The sequence below is a fragment of the Desulfovibrio sp. JY genome (assembly GCA_021730285.1).
Classification (GTDB): domain Bacteria; phylum Desulfobacterota; class Desulfovibrionia; order Desulfovibrionales; family Desulfovibrionaceae; genus Solidesulfovibrio.
Map to the genome: position 1 here is coordinate 891,022 of CP082962.1, position 20,404 is coordinate 911,425.

A 20,404-nucleotide genomic window follows, 5' to 3' on the forward strand; every position below is an offset into this window, starting at 1 on the left:
AGCCGACAATGTCCCTTGCAGCGTCCCATGTCGGAACCAAGGGAGATGGCATGCTCAAGCACTATCCCATCTATACCATTGAAACCGAATGCCAGGACTGCTACCGCTGTCTGCGGCACTGTCCGGTCAAGGCCATCCAGGTGGAAAACGGCCGGGCCACGGTGGTGCCGGAACTGTGCATTGCCTGCGGCCAGTGCGTGGCCGCCTGCCCGGCCCACGCCAAGCAGGTGCGTAGCGACCTGTTCGCGGTCTTCAAACTGTTGCGCTCCCAGCGGCCGGCCTACGTTTCCCTGGCCCCGTCCTGGGTGGCGGAATTTCCCGACGTCTCGCCCCAGGCCATGATCGCCGCCCTGCGCAAGCTGGGCTTTTCCGGCGTGTCGGAAACGGCGCTCGGCGCCCAGGAGGTCTCGGCCGGCGTGGCCAAGGCCCTGTCCCAGGGCGCGCCCCGGCTCATGCTCTCCACGGCCTGCCCGGCGGCGGTGGATTTCATCCGGGGCTACATGCCCGAGCTCGTGCCGAACCTCACCCCGCTGCTCTCGCCGCTTCTGACCCACTGCCGCATGATGCGCCGCGCCTACGGCCAGCACATCGGCATGGTCTTTTTCGGCCCGTGCGTGGCCAAGAAAACCGAGGCCGACAACCACCCGGGACTGCTCGACGCGGCCATGACCTTCACCGACCTGCGGGCCATGCTGCGCCAGGAAAACATTTATCCCGCAAGCCTCGTCCCCGGTCCGGCCGACGTTTTCATGCCCCATGCGGCCAAGGAAGGCGCGCTCTACCCCATCGAAGGCGGCATGACCGACACGGTCAAGGCCTATACCGGCAATTCCAGCGTCTGTTTCACCACGCTTTCCGGCATCCAGACCATCCAGTCGGCCCTAGAAGGCATCCAGAACCATGTGCTGCCCCAGCCCGTGTTCGTGGAGATGCTCGCCTGCGTGGGCGGCTGCGTGCGGGGGCCGTGCATCTCGAGCCACCGGCCGCGCCTGCTCGACCAGCTCGACGTCTTCAACCGCGCGGTCAAACCCGCTCCCGATGAACCGTTGCGCACGCCGGCCGTGCCCATAAACGAACGCAAGAACCCCGCGCCCGTGGACCTGCCCGTCTACAGCGAGGACCAGTACGTGCGGGTGCTGCGGCTGATCGGCAAATTCACGCCCGAGGACGAGATCAACTGCGGCGGCTGCGGCCACGAAACCTGCCGGGGGCTGGCCCGGGCCATGCTGGAAGGGCTGGCCGAGCCGTCGATGTGCGTCCATTTCCTGCGCAAGCGCGCCACCCGCAAGGCCAATGCCCTCTTGCGCTGCATTCCGGCCGGGGTGGTCATCGCCGACGCCAGGCTCCACATCATCGAGTGCAACGAGCATTTCGCCCGGCTTTTCGGCGAGGAGATCCTGACGGCCTACGAGGCGAGTCCGGGCATGGAAGGCGCGGCCCTGGAAAAGATCGTGCCCTTCATCGGGCTGTTCCGCCGGGCGCTGGAATCCGAAACCGACATCCACCGCGACGCCCTGCGCCAGGACGACCGGGTTTTCAGCGTCACCATCTTCACCATCGAACCGCGCAGCGTCATCGGCGGCGTGATCTTCGACGTCACGGGCTCGGAGCTGCGCCGCGAGGAGATCGCCCAGCGAGCCCGGGAGATCATCCGTAAGAATCTCGAGACCGTGCAGGAGATCGCCTGCCGCCTGGGCGAAAACATGGCCGACACGGAAATCCTGCTGCGCTCGCTCTCGGAAGGCTTTTCCAGCGCCGCCAAGCCCATCTCCGGAAAAGAACTGCGGGGGCGGCGCTGATGTCCGACGACGTGTTCGTCGAGGTGGACGCGGCCCAGCGCAACCGCTACGGCGAGGATATCTGCGGCGACGCCTTCAAGACGTTGCGCCTGGCCGACGAGGGCCGCATCATCGCCGTGCTCTCCGACGGCCTGGGCCACGGCGTCAAGGCCTCCATCCTGTCGCTGATGACCGCCACCATGGCGCTCAAGTACACGGCCAACGACATGGACATCGTGCGGGCGGCCTCGGTCATCATGGACGCGCTGCCCGTGTGCCAGGTGCGCAAGATCAGCTACGCCACCTTCACCGTGGTCGACATCCAGTCGACCGGCGGGGCGCGGGTGATCGAGATGGACAACCCGCCGGTGACCCTGGTGCGCGACGGCACGGTGGTGAACCTCGAGTACGAGGAAGTCTCCACCCCGCGCTACGACGAGCGGATGATCCGGGTTTACGACGTCAAGCTGCGGCCCGGGGACCGGCTCATTTTCACCTCGGACGGCATCACCCAGGCCGGGCTCGGGTCCGAGCGGCTGCGCCTGGGCTGGCGCATCAAGGGCTGCCGGGACTACGTGCTGGAGCAGGTGGCGGCCGACCCCAACATCTCGGCCCGGGCCCTGTCCCAGAAGATCCTGGCCATGGCCCTGCGCCAGGAGCCCTTTCAGCGGGCCTACGACGACATGACGGCGGCGGTGATCTACCTGCGCCGGCCACGCCGGGTCCTCATACTGACCGGACCGCCCTACGCCGCCGGCCGCGACAAGGAATTCGCCGAAACTCTGGCCGATTTCGACGGCCGCAAGGTCATCTGCGGCGGCACCACGGCCAACATCGTGGGTCGGGAACTGGGACGCACCATCCGCGACAGCCTCATGGGGGCGGGCGGCGGGGATCTTCCGCCGGCGGCGGAGATGGAGGGGGTGGACCTCGTCACCGAGGGCATCCTGACCCTGACCCGCGTGGCCCAGCTTCTGGAAAACGACGAGCCGCCCCGCGAGAAAAACCCGGCCACCGAACTCTACGATATCCTGCGCGACAGCGATTCCATCGAATTCGTGGTCGGCGCGCGCATCAACGAAGCCCACCAGGACCCCAACCTGCCCATCGACCTGGAAATCCGGCGCAACATCATCAAGCGCATCTGCCACGTCCTCGAGGAAAAATACCTCAAGGAAACCAAGATGCAGTTCTTCTAGGAGAAGGGGAGCCGCAGCCGCCCCCCTCCTCCGTTTTCCTCAAAGGGACGCGCCGTAGCGGGCCGCCCGTTGCAGCAGCGCCGGATCGTCCCGAACATCCCCCGCCCGAAATGCCGTGCCGTACACGGCCCCAAGCCAGTCGGCCCCGGCGTAGGCGCACATATCCTGAAGCGACCTGATGGCATTGGCGCAACCCGACGTCAGCACATCGGTGTCCCCATAGCTGAAAACCGCGCCGATCCTCTTGCCCCGAAGCGGATTATGCTCCCTGTCGGGAGCAATGCCCTTCCAGCGGTCCAAGCACTGTTTCATCTGGCCGCTTATGTTGCACCAGTAGATGGGCGAGACGAGAATGACGCCGTCCGCGGCCAAAAGCGCCGGATACACCGTGGCCATGTCGTCCTTGATGGCGCAGCCGGCATAGAACGGCCCCTCGCAGGCGCCGCAATCCCGGCAGCCGTGGATCGTCATCCGGGCCAGATCCAGGACCGTCACCGCATGCCCCGTCTCCCGCGCTCCCGCCGCCACCTGCGCCGCCAACAGATTGGAATTTCCCTTCTTGCGATAACTGCTGGTCAAAACAAGAATGTTCGTCACATTTCCTCCCTTTTCGCATCCGCTTCCAGGCGACGGGAGAGCCGTTCGAACAGCCCGTCCAACACGCGGGCCTCTTCGGCGGTGACATCGGAAAAAAGAGACGCGACCCAGTCCGTATGCGATCGGTACAGCCGCGCGGCCATATCGCGACCCGCTTCGGTCAGACAGACCCGCAGCTTCCGCCTGTCCGACGAACAGGCCTGCCGCGCCACGATGCCGTCGCGTTCGAGATTGTCGAGCAACCCGGTGATGGTTGCCCGCGTCACTCCGGCCCGCCGGGCCAGTTCATGCGGAAAAAGCCCTTCCCGCTCCTCGTGCAGCAGCAAAAGCAGGACAAAACGCCCTTCCGAAAGCCCCATGGCCCCCAGCCGTCGATCGCATGCCCCGTTGATGGCCGCCGTCGCGCTCAACAACCCGAAACAACGGGCAATGGACTCCAGATTGGGGTGCCCCACCCGGGTGATCTTTTCCAAGACGGAAGCATATTTCGGATACAGTGTTCGTTTCATTTGTTGCCATACTATATGGCAGCTTATTATTGTCAAGACAAAACAATCCCAGGCCGAGGCGCTACGACCCGGGCTTGAAGGAGGGAGTGGACAAAAAAACCCCACCGTCTTCTCGCAGACGATGGGGCACAGCCGACAAGCGGATTTTCTTTTACGCGGCCTCGCATTCGCAAAGCGGCGCCCGCGACGGCATGGCCTCGGCAAAATGGCCGAGAATCTTTCGATACAGCTTGCTGTCGCATCCGGCGCGCTCCCGGACCAGCCAAAGCGCCTTCTCGAACTGTTCGGCCGCTTCATCCTGGCGTCCGGCCGCATGCAGCGCCATGCCCAGCTTGTAGACCGAATGGGCCGTGGCCGTCGCCACGCCGCCGCCGGCCTCGGACATGGCCACCGACCGGCGCAAAAGCGCCTCGGCCCCAACCATGTCGCCATCGCGCAACGCCTCCATGCCCGCCTCGCGCAGCTGACGCACACTACTTGCCAATTGGCATTTTCCATTCACACAAGCCATAAACCTATCCTCCGCTACGACCGCCCGGACGGCCGCCGTTTGCTCCCTCGTATGCTCTCCGTCTCCGTGCGCCCTGTCTCCCGCCGGGGCGTACCATCAAGACGCCTACAAAATATTTTTCGCCCACGCCCGGGCCTCGGCTTCGTCCGGGGCTCCGTCGATCTTGAGCGGCAAATCGACCACCCTGGCTCCAAGCGCCGACGCCTTTTCCATGATGGCGTCCACAGCGCCGCAAAAATGCGTGTAGCTCGAATCGCCGCACCCGAAGACCGCCACCTTCCTGCCGGAAAGCCCGGCCGCATCCAGCGCGTCGTACACGGGAATGAAATCCTCCTGCAGCTCGATGTCCTCATCGCCCCAGGTGGAACAGCCGAACACCACGAGATCGTAGCCGTCAGCCAGTCCCTCCGGCTTGACGTCGGCAACATCCCTGAGGACCACTTCCAGGCCCTCGCCTTCCAGGGTCTTGGCCACCACCTGGGCCACCGACTCGGTATTGCCGGTCGTGGACCCGTACACCACAAGCGCTTTTCCCATATCGTACTCCGTGCGGACTTCGCGTTTCGGACGCCGGTCTCATCTCCAGCCGTCCCTGTGGGCTCCTTATTTAATGATATTGAAATTCATTGTCAATAATAGCCGGCAAAAACATTGTCCCCAAGGCCCAGGTTTCAGGCTCCGGCCGGGCATGGTAGAAAAACCCCCGGTCACCCGGCCATTCCCCCAAACACCCAAGGAGTATCCATGGCCCGAAATGTGGAAATCAAGGCCAAAATCGACAGCGTCGACGCCATGCGGCCCCTGGCGGCAAAACTGGCGGATGCCGGGCCGCAGGAAATCCTCCAGGACGACACGTTTTTTGCCTGCCAACGCGGCCGCCTCAAACTGCGGGCTTTCCCGGACGGAACCGGCGAGCTGATCTTCTACCAGCGCCCGGACAGCCAAGGCCCCAAGACGTCCGACTACACCATCTCCCCGACCCACTCGCCGGAGACCCTGCGCCAGGCCCTGACAGCGGCCTACGGACAGGTCGGGCGCGTGCGCAAAAAACGCACCCTCTTTCTGATCGGACGCACCCGCCTGCACCTGGACCAGGTGGAAGGACTCGGCGACTTCCTGGAACTGGAAGTCGTCCTGGCCCCCACGGAACCCGCCGACTCCGGCGAAGCGACCGCCCAAGCCCTGCTCGCACAACTCGGTATCCGCCAGGAACAACTCGTGGCCAAGGCCTATGTCGATCTGCTGGAAGCGGCTGGTCGGTAGCACGGGAGTGGGTGTGGGGCGCTGCCCCACACCCCGGCAGGGGCTCCGCCCCTGCACCCCGGCGGGGGGCTTGATGCCCCCCGCGCCCCCCTGCTCGCTCTGCCGGGTGGAGGTGAGGTTGGTTGGCGCGGAGACGGAGAGTGGAAGATGGCGGCGGAATTTGTCGGGACGATGCCGCCGCTACGCGGCAGGCTCGTCCCAATCAAATTCCGCCACCACCACGCCGGTCGCCCCAAGGGGGCGACATCCGGAAAACAGCTTTTCTTAAATGCGGCGCTTCGCCGCTGGCGTGGTTGCCGCCGCAATCGTGTCCGGCGTCGAGGCGCAAAGCGCCTCGTGTCGCCGGGCCGATTGCGACGGCAAGATCAATCCCCCCCGCCGTCACCCCACCGTTGTCCCACCCGGCAAAGCGGAAAGGGGGGACCGGGGGGCATCAAGCCCCCCGGCGAAGGGGTCCAGGGGAGGCAGCGCCTCCCCTGGCCGCCGGAGGCACCTCATCACTACTTATGGCTGGCGTAGTAGGCATCGGCGAACAGCTTGCCGGAAGCGGCGATGAGCGGCCCGAGGTCGTTTTCCTCGAGGACGTCCCAGCCGATGAAGCGCACGGAAGCGCCGTCGGGAAGCGGCGAGGAAGCGGCCGGGCTTGTCGGCGGGATGAGGGCCCCGGAGGCGATGGCGGCGGTTTCCGGGCCGAGGAAGAAGTCGACCAGGGGGGCCAGGGTCTTGGCGGCCGTTTGCTTGACCATGACGAACAGCGGCGAGACGAGGCCGCCGTCATCGGGCCAGATGATTTCCACGTCGTCCTGGCGCGGGGCGGCGTTGGCGAAGAAGTAGGGCATGACGCCGATGGGCGGCGGGTTGGCCCCGGGTGCGGGGCGAAAGATCTGGGACGGGTGGGTGTCGCAGATCATGGCCCGGCCCAGGGCGGCCAGGGCGTCGGGGCCGTGCTTGAGGCGGATGTTTAAGAGCAGGGTCGAGTCGCCGGCGGTTTCCGGCGGGCCGCACAGGCCGATCCTGCCGACGTAGGCGGGGTCGAGCAGGTCGTCGAAGGAGCGCGGCACCGGAAGGTCGCCGAGGCGCGAGCGCACGGCCACGATGACCAGCGGATTGACGCCATAGATGCGGCAGATGCCGCGCGGGTCGGCCAGTTTGGCGTCGGCCAGGGCCGGGTGCATGTCCTGGGCAAGGGGCGCAAGCAGGTCGCCTGCGGCGAAGCGGTCGCGAAAGCTCTTGGACAGGAAGCCGTTGAGCCCGGAGGAGACGATCAGGTCCGGGACCTCGGCCGGGTCGGTCAGGGAGCTGGCGAGATCGTTCAGCGTATGCTTGCCGCAGCTGTCCATGAAGATGCGCGGCCAGGGGGCGTCCGGGCCGAGGCGTTCCTTGAGGTTTTCCAGCGCGATGCCCATGGGGGCCTTGAGCGGACAGGGCAGGCTCAAAAACATGCGCAGGCCCGGTCCGGCGGCGCTGTAGCCGTCGCAGAAAAGGGGCTGCATGCCGCCCGGGACGGCGCTGCCCGGCCCGGCCAGGGCTTCGAGGAAGAGCTTTCCGGACAGGCCGTGCAGGGCGAGCAGGGTCCGCATGCTCAGAAACGGCGCGGCCGAGGCCAGAAATTCGGCATCGGCCACGGCGGCCACGCCCTGGGCGGCCAGGACGTCGCGACCGGCGGGATGATGGGCCAGAAACCGGGTGACGGGCAGATCGAGGGAGGTTTCCTCCAAAACGGGCATACGGCGATCACTCCTTGGAAAAATACACGGGCCGGCCACGGCGCAGGTCCTCCCGGGCGGCGGTGAGTTTTGCGTCCATGGCGGTCAGGGCGGCCAGGGTTTCGCGCTCGGCCGGCGAGGTTTCGATCACGGCGGCCACGGCCCCGGCGGCAAAGACCAGCCGGCGCGTGGCCAGCAGGGCCAAAAGCGGATCGTGGGTGGCCACGAGCACGATCTTGCCGCTGCCGGTCAAAAGGGAAATGGCCTTGCAGCGGTCGATGCCGGCGTTTTCGATCTCGTCGACAAGCACGATGGGCGAGGCGCAAAGCCGGGCCACGTCGGCGATCATGAGCGCCCGGCTCTGGCCGCCGGAAAGCGCGGTCAGGGGCGTTTCGGCGCAGAGCGGTTCGCCGGCGAGGTCGTTGGCCAGGGCGACCACCTCGGTCACCACGGAAGGGACGTCAGCGGCAAGGCGGCTTTCGGCGTGGGCGGTCAAAAATTCGCCCACGGCCAAGTCCATGACGAAATGCATGTTCTGGGACAGCTGGGCCACGAGCCGGCCAGAAAAGGACAACCGGGCCGTGGCGTCGGCCACCGCGCCATTTAAGAGCACCCGCCGGCGGGTGGGGGTGTCGGCGTCGGCCAGCCATTCCACGTCGGCCAAAAATCGGCTTTTGCCTGAGCCCGTGGGGCCGACCAGGGCCACGACGTCGCCCGGGGTGAGCGTCAGGTCCAGGGCTTCGGGCCGGCCACGCTTGTCCGTGCCGCCGCGAATGGTCAGGGAGGCGACCCTGGGACCGGAGACGTCCAGATGGGTCAGCGCCTCGGCGAACCGGGCGAAGCGTTCGGCCAGCTCGTCGCGGGAAAGCCCCACCTCGGCCAGGGCGGTTTCGGTGAGATGGGCGAAATAGGCCTCGGGCGTGACGGCGTCGGCGGGCGCGGGCAGGCCCTGGACGCCGAAAAAGTCGCGCCCGGCCGGCATCTCGCGCCAGATGTCCCCGAACGTGCGGCCGCTCATGACGCCGCCTCGCCGAAATCCATCTTGCGCACGTTGCCCATTTGGTGGTCCGCGCCCACCCGGCGCTGGCCCAGGCAGTAGGAGCACACGGCCGCCGGCATGGTGAAGCGCAGGCTCGCGCCGTCAAGGGTCGGGGTGTCCGGGGCGGCGGCGATGACATGGGCCAGGGCGTCGGCCCCCTGGCCGGTCAGACCGCTGACGAAAAGGACCGTGGCCCTGGGATTGACCCGACGCACCCGGAAGGCGAACACCTCGCGCTCGGCCTGGGACACCACGTCGCCCTTGGTCACGGCCACCACGTCGGCCAGACGCAGCATGGGGCCGATCTTGGCCGGGGTGTCGATACCGGACAGGGCGTCGACCACGCACACGGCCAAAACGCCCTCGAGGTGGGGAGCGCAGCGGTTGCACAGCCCGGCGCTCTCGATGGCCAGGATCGCTATTTTCTGGCGCACGCCCCAGGCATGGGCGTCGGCGGCATTGCAGACGTAGAAATGGTCCGGGCAGAGCGCCCCGGACAGGCCCTGCACGGCGGGCACCCCGGCCCTGGCGTAGGCCTCGCGGTCGCGGCTGGCCAGACAGTCGAACTTGACCACCCCGAGGGAAAGGTCCCGGCCGGCCAGGATGGACGCGGCCTTGAGCAATACGGACGTCTTGCCGGAAGCGGGCGGTCCGGCCACGGTGACGCATTTCATGATGTGCGGGGCTCTCCTTGAGGCAGTTACGGGCCAGGGTAGGCCAGGGCCACCGTCAGGGCAACCCGACCGGGACGAAGCCGAAATCGCGAAAAACCTTCTGGGCGTCCTCGGAAACCAGGAACAGGGCGAAGAGCCTCGCGTCGGCGCCGGCATCCTTGCGCACGGCCATGCCGTAGGACGCGGCCACGGCGAGGTCGGCCGGCAGGGGGACCTGCACCAGCCCGGGCACGCTTTTGGGAAGATTGCCGCTGCAATAGCCCAGGAAGACGTCGATCTTTCCGTCCTCGAATGCGGCGGCCACCGGATGCTTGCCCCGTACAGGCGCGGAATTGTGCGCCCCGCCGACGATCTTGTCGGCCTTGGCCTCCAGGGCCTGACGGCTGCCGGGCTTCACGGCCTCGGCCTTGGCGAACATGGCCCAGGCATAGTCCCCGGCCGGATCGGCCTTGGGCGTGGAAGTGCCCAGGCGCACGGCCGGATCGAGCAGCGTCTTAAGCAGGTTTTCCGTGGTCAGGCCAAGCTTCTCCCGACCGGTGGCGCACAGGGCGTTGCGGGCATAGAGGATCGTCGGCAGGGCCAGGCCTTCCCGGGCCAGGGCCTCGGGGCTCGCCATATCGGCCGAGGTCAGGATGTCGGGGCGTTCCCCGCCCTGGATGCGCTTGCGCAAGAGCCCGGACGGCCCAAACGTGACGTTGACCGGAATGCCGTGGGCTTCCTGAAACTGTTTGGCCAGGGCGGTCATGACGCCGCGCAGGCTGCCGGCGGCATAGACGGTGACGCCCGGTGAGGCCGCACCGGCCGGCACGGCGGACAAAAGCAGCAGCAAGGCGGAGAGCAGGATACGTCGCATGAATTCCCCTTTGTTGGCGCTATGGCAGTGAAGAAAAAACAGCCGCCGGGCCGTTCCCGTTCGCAGGCCGCGAAGACGGCGCGGCAGGGACCACCGGTTGCGGGCTATCAGCGGAAGCGGTCGTCGGAAATATAGGCGTCGGCCTTGCGGGCCTTGGTGGCGAACCAGCCGACCTTGCCCGCCTCCCAGACGTCGAAGTGTGGCACGTAGGGTTTGATGTCGAGCACCGGCGTGCCGTCGAGGACGTCGACGTTGCGAAGGCGCACCGTCAGGCCCGCGACCTCATCGAGTTCCAGCACGGACAGGCCGATGGGGTTGGGCCGCTTGGGCGAACGAGTGGCGAAGATGCCGTGGTCGGCGTTGTCCAGAAACGGCCGCACGGTCAGGTCGTACCCGCGCACCCGGTGCAGATGGTACAGCAGGAAAACGTGGGAAAAGCCTTCCAGATCGGCCAGGCCCTCGGCGAAGTCGGGGTGCACCTCGATATGCCCCGTCACGCCCAGGGCCCCCACGGGCTGGACGGGCATGCCCTGAATGTCGGTGTAGGGGGAATGCAAAATGCCGATGGGACGGTAGGCGATGTCTTCCGGGAGTATGTTCATGTGTTTCCTCGGGGGCGTTTGCCGGGCACAAGGTATCAAGATCCGGGCCACATTTTCCGCCCCGTGATTGCGGGATGTTACGCATGGACGTCCGGCGGTCGGGACAAAACCGTAGTGTAGCGATACAAACTTGTCGCGAGGAAGGCAACCGCCTTAAATGACACGAAAATAATGAAAGGAGTGACTCTTACGGCAGGGAGGCGTCAGGTCCGGACCGCGGCCGCAGGGCCGGTGAGCTGGTCGGCGTGCAGAACCATGTCCCGGGCCATGTCCTTGGCGGTGAGCAGGGCCATGTCGGCCAGGCGCATGAAGTCCTCGCCGTCGTCGGTTTCGCCGCCCTTGTGGCTGGACAGGCCGATGGTCACGGTCAGGCCCTGGGTCAGGCCAAGCGAGGTCCAGTCGTGGCCGGCCACGGCCCGGCGCAGACGCTCGGCCACGGAGCCGGCGCGAAGCGGCGGCGTGCGGGAAAGCAGCACGCAGAACTCGTCCCCGCCGATGCGGGCCACCAGGTCCCCGCCCCGAAGCTCCCGGGAGATGATGCGGGCCAGGGTGCGCAGCGCCTTGTCGCCCAGGGCATGGCCATGGCGGTCATTGACGGTCTTGAAATGGTCGATATCGACCAGGGCCAGGCTGGTCCAACTGTCGCAATCGGCGGCATCGCGCAGTTCCTTGGCAAAGGCCGTCTCGAAGCCCCGCCGATTTTGCAGGCCGGTCAGGGGGTCGATATCGGCCAGCAGGCGCACCTCGTTTTCCACGCGTTCCCGGTGCAGCAGGACAAAACCGAAAGTGCAGGCGACCAGACTCGGCACGGAAAGCACCATGGCGATGTTCTGGGGCATGCCCGGGGCAAAGGGATCGGGATTGGCCGACGGGGCGAAAAACACCGACAGGCCGCGCACCATAAACGACAGGGCGGCCAGGACATAGCCCGAAGCGAGGATGCCGATCACCCGCAGCCGGAATTCGCGGCGTCTGGCCACGATGGTGCCGGCTATGGCCAGGCTTTGGAGGCTGAAGAGCAGACACAGCGACAACGTGCGCGGCTTGGCTGCATCGAGCAGCCCGCCGGCAAGGACCATCGCCAGAAAAATCGGCAACACCCGTTGCCAGGACGGACGGCGGTTGCCGTAGAACGCGTCGAAGGACGCCTGGAAAAGCACCCAGGCCAGGGCGAACAGGCCGTTGCCAAGCACAATGGCCACGTCGGGGGGAATGACGTCCCGCAGGGTGAAAAACGGGGTCGAAACGATCAGCGTGAAAAGCCCGGCGATCCACAGCCGCGCCCCCCTGGCCCGACTGTCGGCAAAGGCCACGGCAAGCAAACTGGCAATGCAAAAATTGCTGATGACATAAATGACGGAGGCCGTCTTGAAATCGAAATTCTGCATTGCCGGCTTGGATATCGCGTTTTCAGAACCGGAGCAAACATTTCTTCGATCATTGCATGCCGTAACATAAAAAAGCTCCCTTGGACAAAACGACACTCCGTGACAGATGTGTGTAATTCTGTCTCTCCAACCGCAGTAGGCGGCCGCAACGACCGGCAACACGACGTACAACCGAAAGGCAACAGTCCGTATCGCACCCGACCTATCCTTATTTCCACAATAGAGCCGGCATATTGCCGCGACACGCACCGGCCAGCGACATCGTCGGCGCACTCCCCCGCGCCCCAAAAGATGCCGCGCTTGCGGTCACACCCCCCAAAAAAAGAAGCCGGAAGCCATCCGTATCTTGCAAACGGCTGGCCTCCGACCTCTTCTCAAAAAGGAAGCGCGCGAGAGGGGCTACCACCCTTTTTTCAGGGTCTCCCCACTCGCGTCTTCCCCCCGACATTGCCTAATAGCGGTAATGCTCCGGCTTGAAGGGGCCGGTGACGCTGATGCCGAGATAGTCGGCCTGGGTCTTGGTCAGGGTTTCGAGCTTGGCGCCGAGGCGGGCCAGATGGAGCCGGGCCACTTCCTCGTCCAGAAGCTTGGGCAGGGTGTAGACGCCGGTCTTGTATTCCTTGGTCGCCAGTTCGATCTGGGCCAGGGCCTGGTTGGTGAACGAGTTGGACATGACGAAGCTCGGATGGCCGGTGGCGCAGCCGAGATTGACGAGCCGCCCCTCGGCCAGCATGAGAATGGCATTGCCCGAGGCCATGGTCCACTTGTCCACCAGGGGCTTGATCTGATTCTTTTTGCAGGTCGGGGTGCTCTCCAGGTAGGCCACGCTGATCTCGGAATCGAAGTGGCCGATGTTGCACACGATGGCCCCGTCCTTCATCTTTTCCATGTGCGCGCCGGTGATGACGTCGCAGCAGCCGGTGGCCGTGACGAAGACATCGCCCTGGGAGCAGGCCGCTTCCATGGTGGTGACCTCGTAGCCTTCCATGGCCGCCTGCAAGGCGCAGATGGGGTCGATTTCGGTAATGAGCACCCGGGCCCCGAAACCGCGCATGGACTGGGCGCAGCCCTTGCCCACGTCGCCGTAGCCGGCCACGACCACGACCTTGCCCGCCACCATCACGTCGGTCGCCCGCTTGATGCCGTCGGCCAGGGACTCGCGGCAGCCGTAGAGGTTGTCGAACTTGGACTTGGTGACCGAGTCGTTGACGTTGATGGCCGGGAAAAGCAGCTCGCCGGCCTGCATCATCTGGTAGAGCCGGTGCACGCCGGTGGTGGTCTCCTCGGAGACGCCGCGGATCTTTTTGGCCAGGCGCTCGAAACGACCGGCATCGGCGGCCACGGCGGCCCGGATGCGGTCCATGATGATGCCCATTTCCTTGTTGGCGGCCGGGGCATTGAGGACCTTGGCGTCCTTGGCGCACTTGTAGCCGTGATGGATGAACAACGTGGCGTCGCCGCCGTCGTCGACGATGAGGTCCGGGCCGGTCCCGTCGGGCCAGGTCAGCGCCATCTCGGTGCACCACCAGTAGTCTTCCAGGGTCTCGCCCTTCCAGGCGAACACGGCGGCCAGGCCGTCGGCGGCGATGGCGGCCGCGGCATGATCCTGGGTCGAGTAGATGTTGCAGGAAGCCCAGCGCAGGTCCGCGCCAAGGGCCTGCAGGCATTTGATCAGCATGGCCGTCTGGATGGTCATGTGCAGCGAGCCGGTGACGCGCAGGCCGGCCAGGGGCTTTTGCGGGCCGTATTTCTTGATGACGGCCATAAGGCCCGGCATCTCGCCCTCGGAAAGCTGCATTTCCTTGCGGCCCCAATCGGCCTGGGACAGATCGGCGACTTTGTAGGGAAGGGTCAAATCAAGCGGTTTCACGCTCATGTTCGTCTCCTTTGGCTGACGTGTTTTTTTTACCGGGGCCGGGCGAGCAGGCGCGCCACGACAAGCCCCTTGTTGGCAGGATGCTCGGAATACCGTTCCAGGTCGAAACCGGCCCGAGTAAGCCACGCGACAAATTTTTCCCGGGAAAAGCCCAGCCAGCGGTCGCCAAAGCGGCGACGCATGGCTTCGTCCCCGTGGGGGGTGAAATCGATGACCGCCAGCCGACCGTGGGGGGCCAGCACGCGCCGAGCCTCGGCCAGGGCGGCGGCCGGATCGGGCAGATGGTGCAAGGTCAGGCAGATGACGGCGAAATCGGCCTCGCCGTCGGCCATGGGCAGATGTTCGAGCTCGCCCATGCGCACCCCGACCGACAGCCCGACGGTGCGGCGCTCGGCCAGGGACAGCATGGACGGGGAACTGTCCACGCCGATGACCGCCGTCGCCCGCTCGGCCAGAACGGGCAGCATCTCCCCCGGCCCGCAGCCGAGATCGGCGGCCAGGGAAACCTGTTCGGGCATGACCTCGCGCACAAGCGCCGCCGGGTCCACCGGCCCCAGCACCTCGCGGCGAAGCCTGGCCCAATCCGGGGCGATGGCGTTAAAAAAGCGCCGGGTCTCCTGGCGGCGCTCGCCAAGCACCGCGTCCACGGCGGCAAGGTCGGCCTCGGGCCCGGCCATGGCCAGCCACGGAGCCAGGGCGGCCAGGAAATCCTTTTGCGGCGCGTCTCCGGCCAGACTGTAAAAGGTCCAGGCTCCCTCCCGACGGCTGGCGAGCAGCCCGCAGCCGACCAGGATGCCGAGATGGCGCGAGATGCGCGACTGGCCCATGCCGAGCGCGGCCACGATCTCGCCCACGGACAACTCGTGGCGGGCCAGGATGCGGACCAGCCGCAGGCGCGTCTCGTCGGCCAGGGCCTTGAACCAGGGAAGCGGCGTTTCTGCGTCTTTCAACATATCAAGATATCCTGATATGCTCATCTACTGATTTCGCCTCGCCCCGTCAAGCCCCATTCCCCCGCGCGGCCAAGAGGTTCAAAATCCCTTGACCGACGGGCGGGTTCCGGCTCCTCTGCTTCCAGCCCACACCGCAACCGGGAATCCCGCCCTCCTTCCCAGAGCGGAACAGGAAACACGCGGGCATACCGTCCCGGCAAACGGGCCCATCCCCTGCCACGCCACAAAATACGGAGAATCCCATGAGCGAAAATACGTCGGCACAAACAGGCAGCCCCCATGTCTGTTCGGCGAGCCACGCCGGCTGGCTGGCCAGCTCCCTGCGCAGGCTGGTGCATCATCCCGAGGCAATGTTGCGCGGTCTGGTCCGGGAGGGTGATACGGCCGTGGATATCGGCTGCGGCCCGGGCTTTTTCACGCTTCCCCTGGCCAGGTTGGTTGGCCGCGACGGCCGCGTGATCGCGGTGGATCTTCAGGAGGAAATGCTGGGAATGATGCGCCGCCGGGCCGAACGCGCCGGGCTCGCCTCGCGCATCATCAGTCACCGCTGCGAGGCCGCGGCCATCGGCCTGGACACGCCGGCGGATTTCGCCCTGGCCTTCTACATGGTCCACGAAACGCCGGACATCGCCGCCTTCCTGGCCGAGCTCCACGGCATCCTCAAGCCCGGCGGCAAGCTGCTCTTGGCCGAGCCGCGCTTCCACGTCGCCAAGGCGGATTTCAAGCGCACACTCGAACTCGCCTCTGGCGCTGGGTTCCGGTTCGTTGCCGCGCCCCGCATTTGGCTCAGCCTGGCGGCGCTTTTCGCGCGGGATTAACCGGCCCGGTCGCCGGACGCGGCGTCCCGGCTTCTGGCGTAGTACCGGGCCGCCCGGTGGGGCACCCCGCTTTCCCGGGCGTCGAGGGGCCGCACCATGCCCGTGGCCAGAAGCCGCTTGCGGAAATTGCGCACATCGAACGGCGCGCCGGCCACGGCCTCGTACACGGCCCGGGCCTCGGCCAAGGTGAAGCGCTCCCCCAAAAGCTCCAGAGCCAGGGGACGTTCCCACATGGCCGCGCGCACATGCTCCAACGCGGCCGTCACGATCGCCTCGTGGTCGAAGGCCAAAGCCGGCCGGTCCGACAGGTCCCACCAGCGGGCCTCCCCGGCGTCGGTCGTGGCCCGAAGCGTCAAATGCTCGCGCCGCACAAGCCCGGCAAAGGCCACGGACACCACCCGGCCGCGCGGGTCCCGGTCCAGGGCGTCGAAACAGCCGACCTCAACCAGCCGCGCCGCCGCCACACCCGTTTCCTCCGCCAATTCCCGCCGCGCCGCCGCAAGCAGCGTCTCCCCCGCCTCGACGAAGCCGCCGGGCAGCGCCCAGCTCCCGGCAAAAGGCGGCACGCCCCGCTTGATGGCCAAGACACGCAGGCCCTCCCCGGCAAAGCCGAACACCGCGCAGTCCACGGCCAGACTCACCCGTCCCCGATCAAAAACCACATTGCCTCCGCATTGACGCCCTCCCGTCGCCACTGTTATTGTACTTTATACAATAAGTCAAAAAACAGCCAGGAGTCCCCATGTCCAATTCCCTTTTCAGGCGCATCCGCGACGAGACGGCCCGGGTTTGCCGCACGGCCCGCTTCGTGACCATAAACGACGACGCGATCCCCGCCTATGCCGCCGGGCTGGACCTGGCCGCCCTGGCCGCACCCCGGCACGACCCGAAAAGCCATTACCTCGGCCACGGCGCGGACACGGCCCTTTTTTTCCTCATCCTCGACGCCGTCAATTTCGGCTCAGGCTACTTTCCCCACCTGTGCAAGGTGCCGGGGCGCTCGGGCTACTTCACCGTGGCCACCCGGTTGACCGAACGCTTTGCCGCCAAAGGCCCGCTTCACGCGGATGCGCTTTTGGCCATGACGCCGCATGCGGCGGCGGAGCTGTTCCAGCAGGATGCCACGGACCCGGTAGTCATGGAACTCATGGGGCTTTTCGCCCGGGCTCTTCACGACCTGGGGCGGCTCTTGGATCAGGAGTACGGCGGCAGCGCGCCGCGCCTCATCGAGGCGGCTTCGGGCAGCGCCGAACGCCTGTGCCGCATCCTGGCGCAAATGGAACTTTTCCGGGACGAGCAGCCGTATATGGGGCACGCCACGGCCTTTTACAAGCGGGCCCAGCTCACGGCGGCGGATCTCGCCGTGGCCTTCGACGGCCAGGGACCGGGACGCTTTGACGATCTGGGGGAACTGACCGTTTTCGCGGACAACCTGGTGCCCCATGTACTGCGCCTGGACGGCATCCTGCGCTTCGAGGCCGGGTTCACGGCGCGCATCGCCGCCGGAGAGTTGCTGGAAAAGGATTCGCCGCAGGAGGTGGAAATGCGGGCAGCCACGGTCCAGGCCGTGGAGCGCATGGCGGCGGTCCTGCGGGAGCGCGGCCAGAAAGCGAGCCCGTTGCAGCTCGATTTCCTGCTCTGGAACAAAGGCCAACGGCCCGCTTCCAAAGCCGTGCCCCGCCCCCGCTGCCGTACGTGGTATTATTAGAGGAGGGGGAGAAAAAGGAACCGGGGGGGAACCTTTCTTGCAGAAAGGTTCTCCCCCCGGGCCCCCTTTCCAAAGACTTTCAATAAATAAATTAAGGTGATTCACCGTTATTTATTAGAAATTTTAGGAAGGGGAGAGCGCGAGAGGGGAGAACCCTTTTTAAAGGGTTTCCCCTCTCGCATTCTCTTCTCTATCCCCTCCTCTACTCCCGCATATCTTCAATCAAGCGCATGAGTTCACCGGCCTGGCCGGCCAGGTCGGTGACGGAGCCGGCCGCCTCGTCCATGCCCATGGCCGTTTCCTCGGCCACCTCGCCGATGGCGGACACGGCCCGGTTGATCTCGTCGTGGGCGCTGGCCTGGGCCTTGGCCGAAGCGGCGATGGCCCGCACGGCCTGGGCCGCGTCCTCGCAGCGCGAAACGATCAGGGCCAACGTCTCGCCCGAGCGGGCCACCAGTCCGTCGGCTTCGGCCACGGCCTGGGTGGCGGAGGTCGCCTTGCCGGCGCTGTCGTCCACGGCCGAAAGCACGGCATGGACCGAGGAAGAGACCTCCTTGGTCGCGGTCATGGTCTTTTCGGCCAGCTTTCGCACCTCGTCGGCCACCACGGCGAAGCCGCGTCCGGCCTCGCCGGCCCGGGCGGCCTCGATGGCGGCATTTAAGGCCAGCAGGTTGGTCTGGTCGGCGATGTCGGAAATGACGGCGATGATGCCGCCGATGGAGGCGGCCCGGCTGCCCAGGGCGTCCATGCTCTGGCGCAGGGCGTCGGAAATGCCGTTGACCTGGGCGATGGCCCTGGCCGTGCGCTCCACGGCCTCCCGACCGGCCCTGGCCTCGGACATGGCCGATTCGGCCCCCGAGGCCGCGCCCTCGGCTCCTGAGGCCACGGCATCAAGGGCCTGGTTCAGACTCTCGAAGGCGGCGGCGGTCTCCTGCAACTGGGCGGTCTGGGACATGGCCCCGTCGGTCACGGCGGCCACGCGCCCGGAGAGCTCCTCGGCATTGGCGGCCACGTGGCGGGCGATCTCCTCGGCCTCTCCGGCCACCCGGCGCAACACCTCGTTGCGCGAGACGATCATGGCTTCCTTGGACTTGACGTCGGACAGGTCGACCACCAGGGCAAAGGCCCCGATGAGCCCCTCGTCGAGGTCGTAGAGCGGCGCGGTGTCCATGCGCACATGGCGCGTGGCCCCCAGGCCGTCGTCCAGCAGGAATTCCACGCCCAGCCGGCAGTTGTTGTCGTCGAGGCAGGCGGTCATCTGGCCGGCGGCAGCGGCGTTGGGCCCGAAAATCATGGCCACCGGCCGGCCGAGCACGGCCTTGTAGTCGGCGTCCAGGCCGAGCAGGCGTAAAAGCGGCGGATTGACGAAGGTGACCTTGCCCGCCGTATCCACCACCAGACAGGGAATGGTGACGGCCTTGAGAATGCTCGAGGCAAAGCCCAGCTTGTTTTTGATCTCGCCGACCATCTGGAGCAGGCCCGAGCGCAGGGACTCCAGCTCGCCCTTGCATTTCGCCGGCGGCGCGGCGGCGAAATCCCCGCGCGTCACGGCGGCCAGGTAGGTGAGAATGCCGGCCAGGGGTTTGAGGATCTCCCGGCGCAGGAAGATGGTGACGGCGAGCAGCACCAACGCGGCCGTTATGCCGGCCACGGCCAGGGACACGTTTCGCAGGCCATGGGCGGCGGCGAAGGCCTCGGAGGCCGGAGTGCGGGCCAAAAGCGCGAAGGTGACGTCGCCGAAGCGGACCGGCGCGAACGCCGTCAGGGCTTCGTGGCCCGAGGCGTCCTTGTCGGTCAGATTGCCGGTCTGGCCGGCCAGGGCCCGGGCCACGGCATCGCCTGATGGCACGGCGGCATCGGTCTCGGAGGCGGCGGCTTCCACCCGCACACCGCCGTCGCCGCCGACCAGCAGAAAGTCGCGGGTCACGCCCGTGCCCTCGCCCTGGCGCATGATGCGCGCCAATTCGGATTTGGGCACGCGCAGGATGGCGGCGGCCTCGATCATGGTGCCGGTGTGGTTTTTCACCGGCGCAGCCACAAAGGCCGTGGGTTCGCCGCCAAGGGGCGGATACGGGGTGAAATCGGCGAACACGATGTGGCCCTGCATGGCCCCGCGCCAGGCGGCGGCCAGACTCGTATTTTTAAGCGGCCCCTCCTTGACGTCCTCGCCCACCTCCTTGCCCTTGGCCGCGCCGAAAAGCACCCGGCCGTCGTCGGCCACGAGCAGCGCGTCGGCAAAGCCCAGCACCTTGGTAAAAGGACCGAAGGCCGGCCCCACGTATTCGTGGAGATCCTTGTAGTCCGGGGTGTCCACGGGAGCCCGCTGGCCGGGCTTGGTGCCCATGAAATAATCGCGGGTCATGCCCACGGCGTTGTAGACTTCCTTGACCGAGGCCATGATGGCGGCCTCGCGCAGCCAGGTGGCGGCGGCGGCTTCCAGGGCCTCCTTGCGGCTGTCCCTGGCGGCGGCCAGACCGCCGAAGGCCTGTTCGCCAAGGATGCCGGAGGCTTGGCGCACGCTGACGACACCGGTGACGGCAAGGGGCAGGATGCTGATGGCCAGACAGAAACAGATGAGCTTGTACTTCAGGGTCATGTTACTTCTCGGGGGATTAAGCGGTGCTCGCCGGCTGGCGGCATTTGCGCCCTGGTATAACCCGCTGAGGCACAGGACAGTGAAATCCATGTGTCGTTTTGGCGACGACCCTTTTCCTTTGTTACAAGAGACGCACAAAACCCCATGTGGGCGCAAAACCAATACCGCGCAGCCGTTTATTGTTTCGTAATAGCCCCGACCAGCCTATACTCCATCGTCTTCCCCGGTTTTCCCGGATGTAACCGAACAGACACGCCCGACGCCTGATTCCGCGACGCTCCCCGTTTGCGCCGACGCCAGGAGAGCGGCTTGGGATATCTCCCCTCGGGACCAG

The 20,404-nt window shown here is 66.3% G+C and carries 19 protein-coding genes; 5 read left to right on the forward strand and 14 right to left on the reverse strand.

Annotated features, from left to right (window positions below; genetic code table 11):
- The first annotated feature begins 50 nt into the window (after nucleotides 1-50).
- On the forward strand, nucleotides 51-1,799 hold the full coding sequence (locus K9F62_04010; protein ID UJX41875.1) for a 4Fe-4S binding protein: 1,749 nt from the start codon (nucleotides 51-53) through the stop codon (nucleotides 1,797-1,799).
- Nucleotides 1,799-2,977, forward strand: a complete 1,179-nt coding sequence (locus K9F62_04015; GenBank protein ID UJX41876.1) for a SpoIIE family protein phosphatase — start codon at nucleotides 1,799-1,801, stop codon at nucleotides 2,975-2,977. Before K9F62_04010 ends, K9F62_04015 begins: the two co-directional genes overlap by 1 nt.
- 39 nt (nucleotides 2,978-3,016) lie before the next feature.
- On the opposite strand, the gene K9F62_04020 is transcribed toward K9F62_04015, so the two are convergent.
- The 4 genes from K9F62_04020 to K9F62_04035 all read right to left on the reverse strand — a co-directional run bounded on the left by K9F62_04020 (nucleotide 3,017) and on the right by K9F62_04035 (nucleotide 5,131).
- Nucleotides 3,017-3,574: a flavodoxin family protein gene (locus K9F62_04020; protein ID UJX41877.1), complete on the reverse strand. Its 558-nt coding sequence runs from the start codon at nucleotides 3,572-3,574 to the stop codon at nucleotides 3,017-3,019.
- A complete protein-coding gene (locus tag K9F62_04025; protein ID UJX41878.1) occupies nucleotides 3,571-4,083 on the reverse strand; it encodes a MarR family transcriptional regulator in 513 nt (170 codons plus the stop codon). Before K9F62_04025 ends, K9F62_04020 begins: the two co-directional genes overlap by 4 nt.
- A 151-nt stretch (nucleotides 4,084-4,234) precedes the next feature.
- The gene (locus K9F62_04030; GenBank protein UJX41879.1) at nucleotides 4,235-4,594 is read right to left on the reverse strand and encodes a tetratricopeptide repeat protein; all 360 of its coding nucleotides are present in this window, start codon (nucleotides 4,592-4,594) and stop codon (nucleotides 4,235-4,237) included.
- A 105-nt stretch (nucleotides 4,595-4,699) separates the two neighbouring features.
- On the reverse strand, nucleotides 4,700-5,131 hold the full coding sequence (locus tag K9F62_04035; GenBank protein ID UJX41880.1) for a flavodoxin: 432 nt from the start codon (nucleotides 5,129-5,131) through the stop codon (nucleotides 4,700-4,702).
- A 207-nt stretch (nucleotides 5,132-5,338) separates the two neighbouring features.
- Here K9F62_04035 and K9F62_04040 point away from each other — a divergent pair, with 207 nt between their 5' ends.
- Nucleotides 5,339-5,857, forward strand: a complete 519-nt coding sequence (locus K9F62_04040; protein UJX41881.1) for a class IV adenylate cyclase — start codon at nucleotides 5,339-5,341, stop codon at nucleotides 5,855-5,857.
- 500 nt (nucleotides 5,858-6,357) lie between these two features.
- On the opposite strand, the gene K9F62_04045 is transcribed toward K9F62_04040, so the two are convergent.
- From K9F62_04045 to K9F62_04080, 8 genes are all read right to left on the reverse strand, one after another.
- On the reverse strand, nucleotides 6,358-7,584 hold the full coding sequence (locus K9F62_04045; protein UJX41882.1) for an ABC transporter substrate-binding protein: 1,227 nt from the start codon (nucleotides 7,582-7,584) through the stop codon (nucleotides 6,358-6,360).
- A gap of 7 nt (nucleotides 7,585-7,591) precedes the next feature.
- Nucleotides 7,592-8,581, reverse strand: a complete 990-nt coding sequence (locus tag K9F62_04050) for an ATP-binding cassette domain-containing protein (GenBank protein UJX41883.1) — start codon at nucleotides 8,579-8,581, stop codon at nucleotides 7,592-7,594.
- Entirely contained in the window at nucleotides 8,578-9,276 is a 699-nt protein-coding gene (locus K9F62_04055) for a hypothetical protein (protein ID UJX41884.1), read from the reverse strand. The genes K9F62_04050 and K9F62_04055 overlap by 4 nt, the downstream gene beginning before the upstream one ends.
- A 55-nt stretch (nucleotides 9,277-9,331) precedes the next feature.
- A complete protein-coding gene (gene modA / locus K9F62_04060; protein ID UJX41885.1) occupies nucleotides 9,332-10,129 on the reverse strand; it encodes a molybdate ABC transporter substrate-binding protein in 798 nt (265 codons plus the stop codon).
- Nucleotides 10,130-10,236: 107 nt separating this feature from the next.
- Nucleotides 10,237-10,731: a tRNA (N6-threonylcarbamoyladenosine(37)-N6)-methyltransferase TrmO gene (gene tsaA, locus K9F62_04065; GenBank protein UJX41886.1), complete on the reverse strand. Its 495-nt coding sequence runs from the start codon at nucleotides 10,729-10,731 to the stop codon at nucleotides 10,237-10,239.
- Between the two features lie 203 nt (nucleotides 10,732-10,934).
- On the reverse strand, nucleotides 10,935-12,119 hold the full coding sequence (locus K9F62_04070; GenBank protein UJX41887.1) for a GGDEF domain-containing protein: 1,185 nt from the start codon (nucleotides 12,117-12,119) through the stop codon (nucleotides 10,935-10,937).
- A 451-nt stretch (nucleotides 12,120-12,570) separates the two neighbouring features.
- On the reverse strand, nucleotides 12,571-13,995 hold the full coding sequence (gene ahcY, locus K9F62_04075) for an adenosylhomocysteinase (GenBank protein UJX41888.1): 1,425 nt from the start codon (nucleotides 13,993-13,995) through the stop codon (nucleotides 12,571-12,573).
- Between the two features lie 29 nt (nucleotides 13,996-14,024).
- Nucleotides 14,025-14,948: a metalloregulator ArsR/SmtB family transcription factor gene (locus K9F62_04080; GenBank protein UJX41889.1), complete on the reverse strand. Its 924-nt coding sequence runs from the start codon at nucleotides 14,946-14,948 to the stop codon at nucleotides 14,025-14,027.
- Between the two features lie 242 nt (nucleotides 14,949-15,190).
- Between K9F62_04080 and K9F62_04085 the strand changes: the two genes are divergently transcribed.
- Nucleotides 15,191-15,766, forward strand: coding sequence for a class I SAM-dependent methyltransferase (locus K9F62_04085; protein UJX41890.1), 576 nt, complete (start codon nucleotides 15,191-15,193; stop codon nucleotides 15,764-15,766).
- Here the strand turns inward: K9F62_04085 and K9F62_04090 are convergent.
- Nucleotides 15,763-16,401: an NUDIX hydrolase gene (locus tag K9F62_04090; protein UJX43120.1), complete on the reverse strand. Its 639-nt coding sequence runs from the start codon at nucleotides 16,399-16,401 to the stop codon at nucleotides 15,763-15,765. The genes K9F62_04085 and K9F62_04090 overlap by 4 nt on opposite strands.
- A gap of 107 nt (nucleotides 16,402-16,508) precedes the next feature.
- Here K9F62_04090 and K9F62_04095 point away from each other — a divergent pair, with 107 nt between their 5' ends.
- Entirely contained in the window at nucleotides 16,509-17,474 is a 966-nt protein-coding gene (locus K9F62_04095; GenBank protein ID UJX41891.1) for a queuosine salvage family protein, read from the forward strand.
- 202 nt (nucleotides 17,475-17,676) lie between these two features.
- Here K9F62_04095 and K9F62_04100 read toward each other — a convergent pair whose 3' ends face one another.
- Entirely contained in the window at nucleotides 17,677-20,070 is a 2,394-nt protein-coding gene (locus K9F62_04100; protein ID UJX41892.1) for a PAS domain-containing protein, read from the reverse strand.
- Between the last annotated feature and the right edge of the window lie 334 nt (nucleotides 20,071-20,404).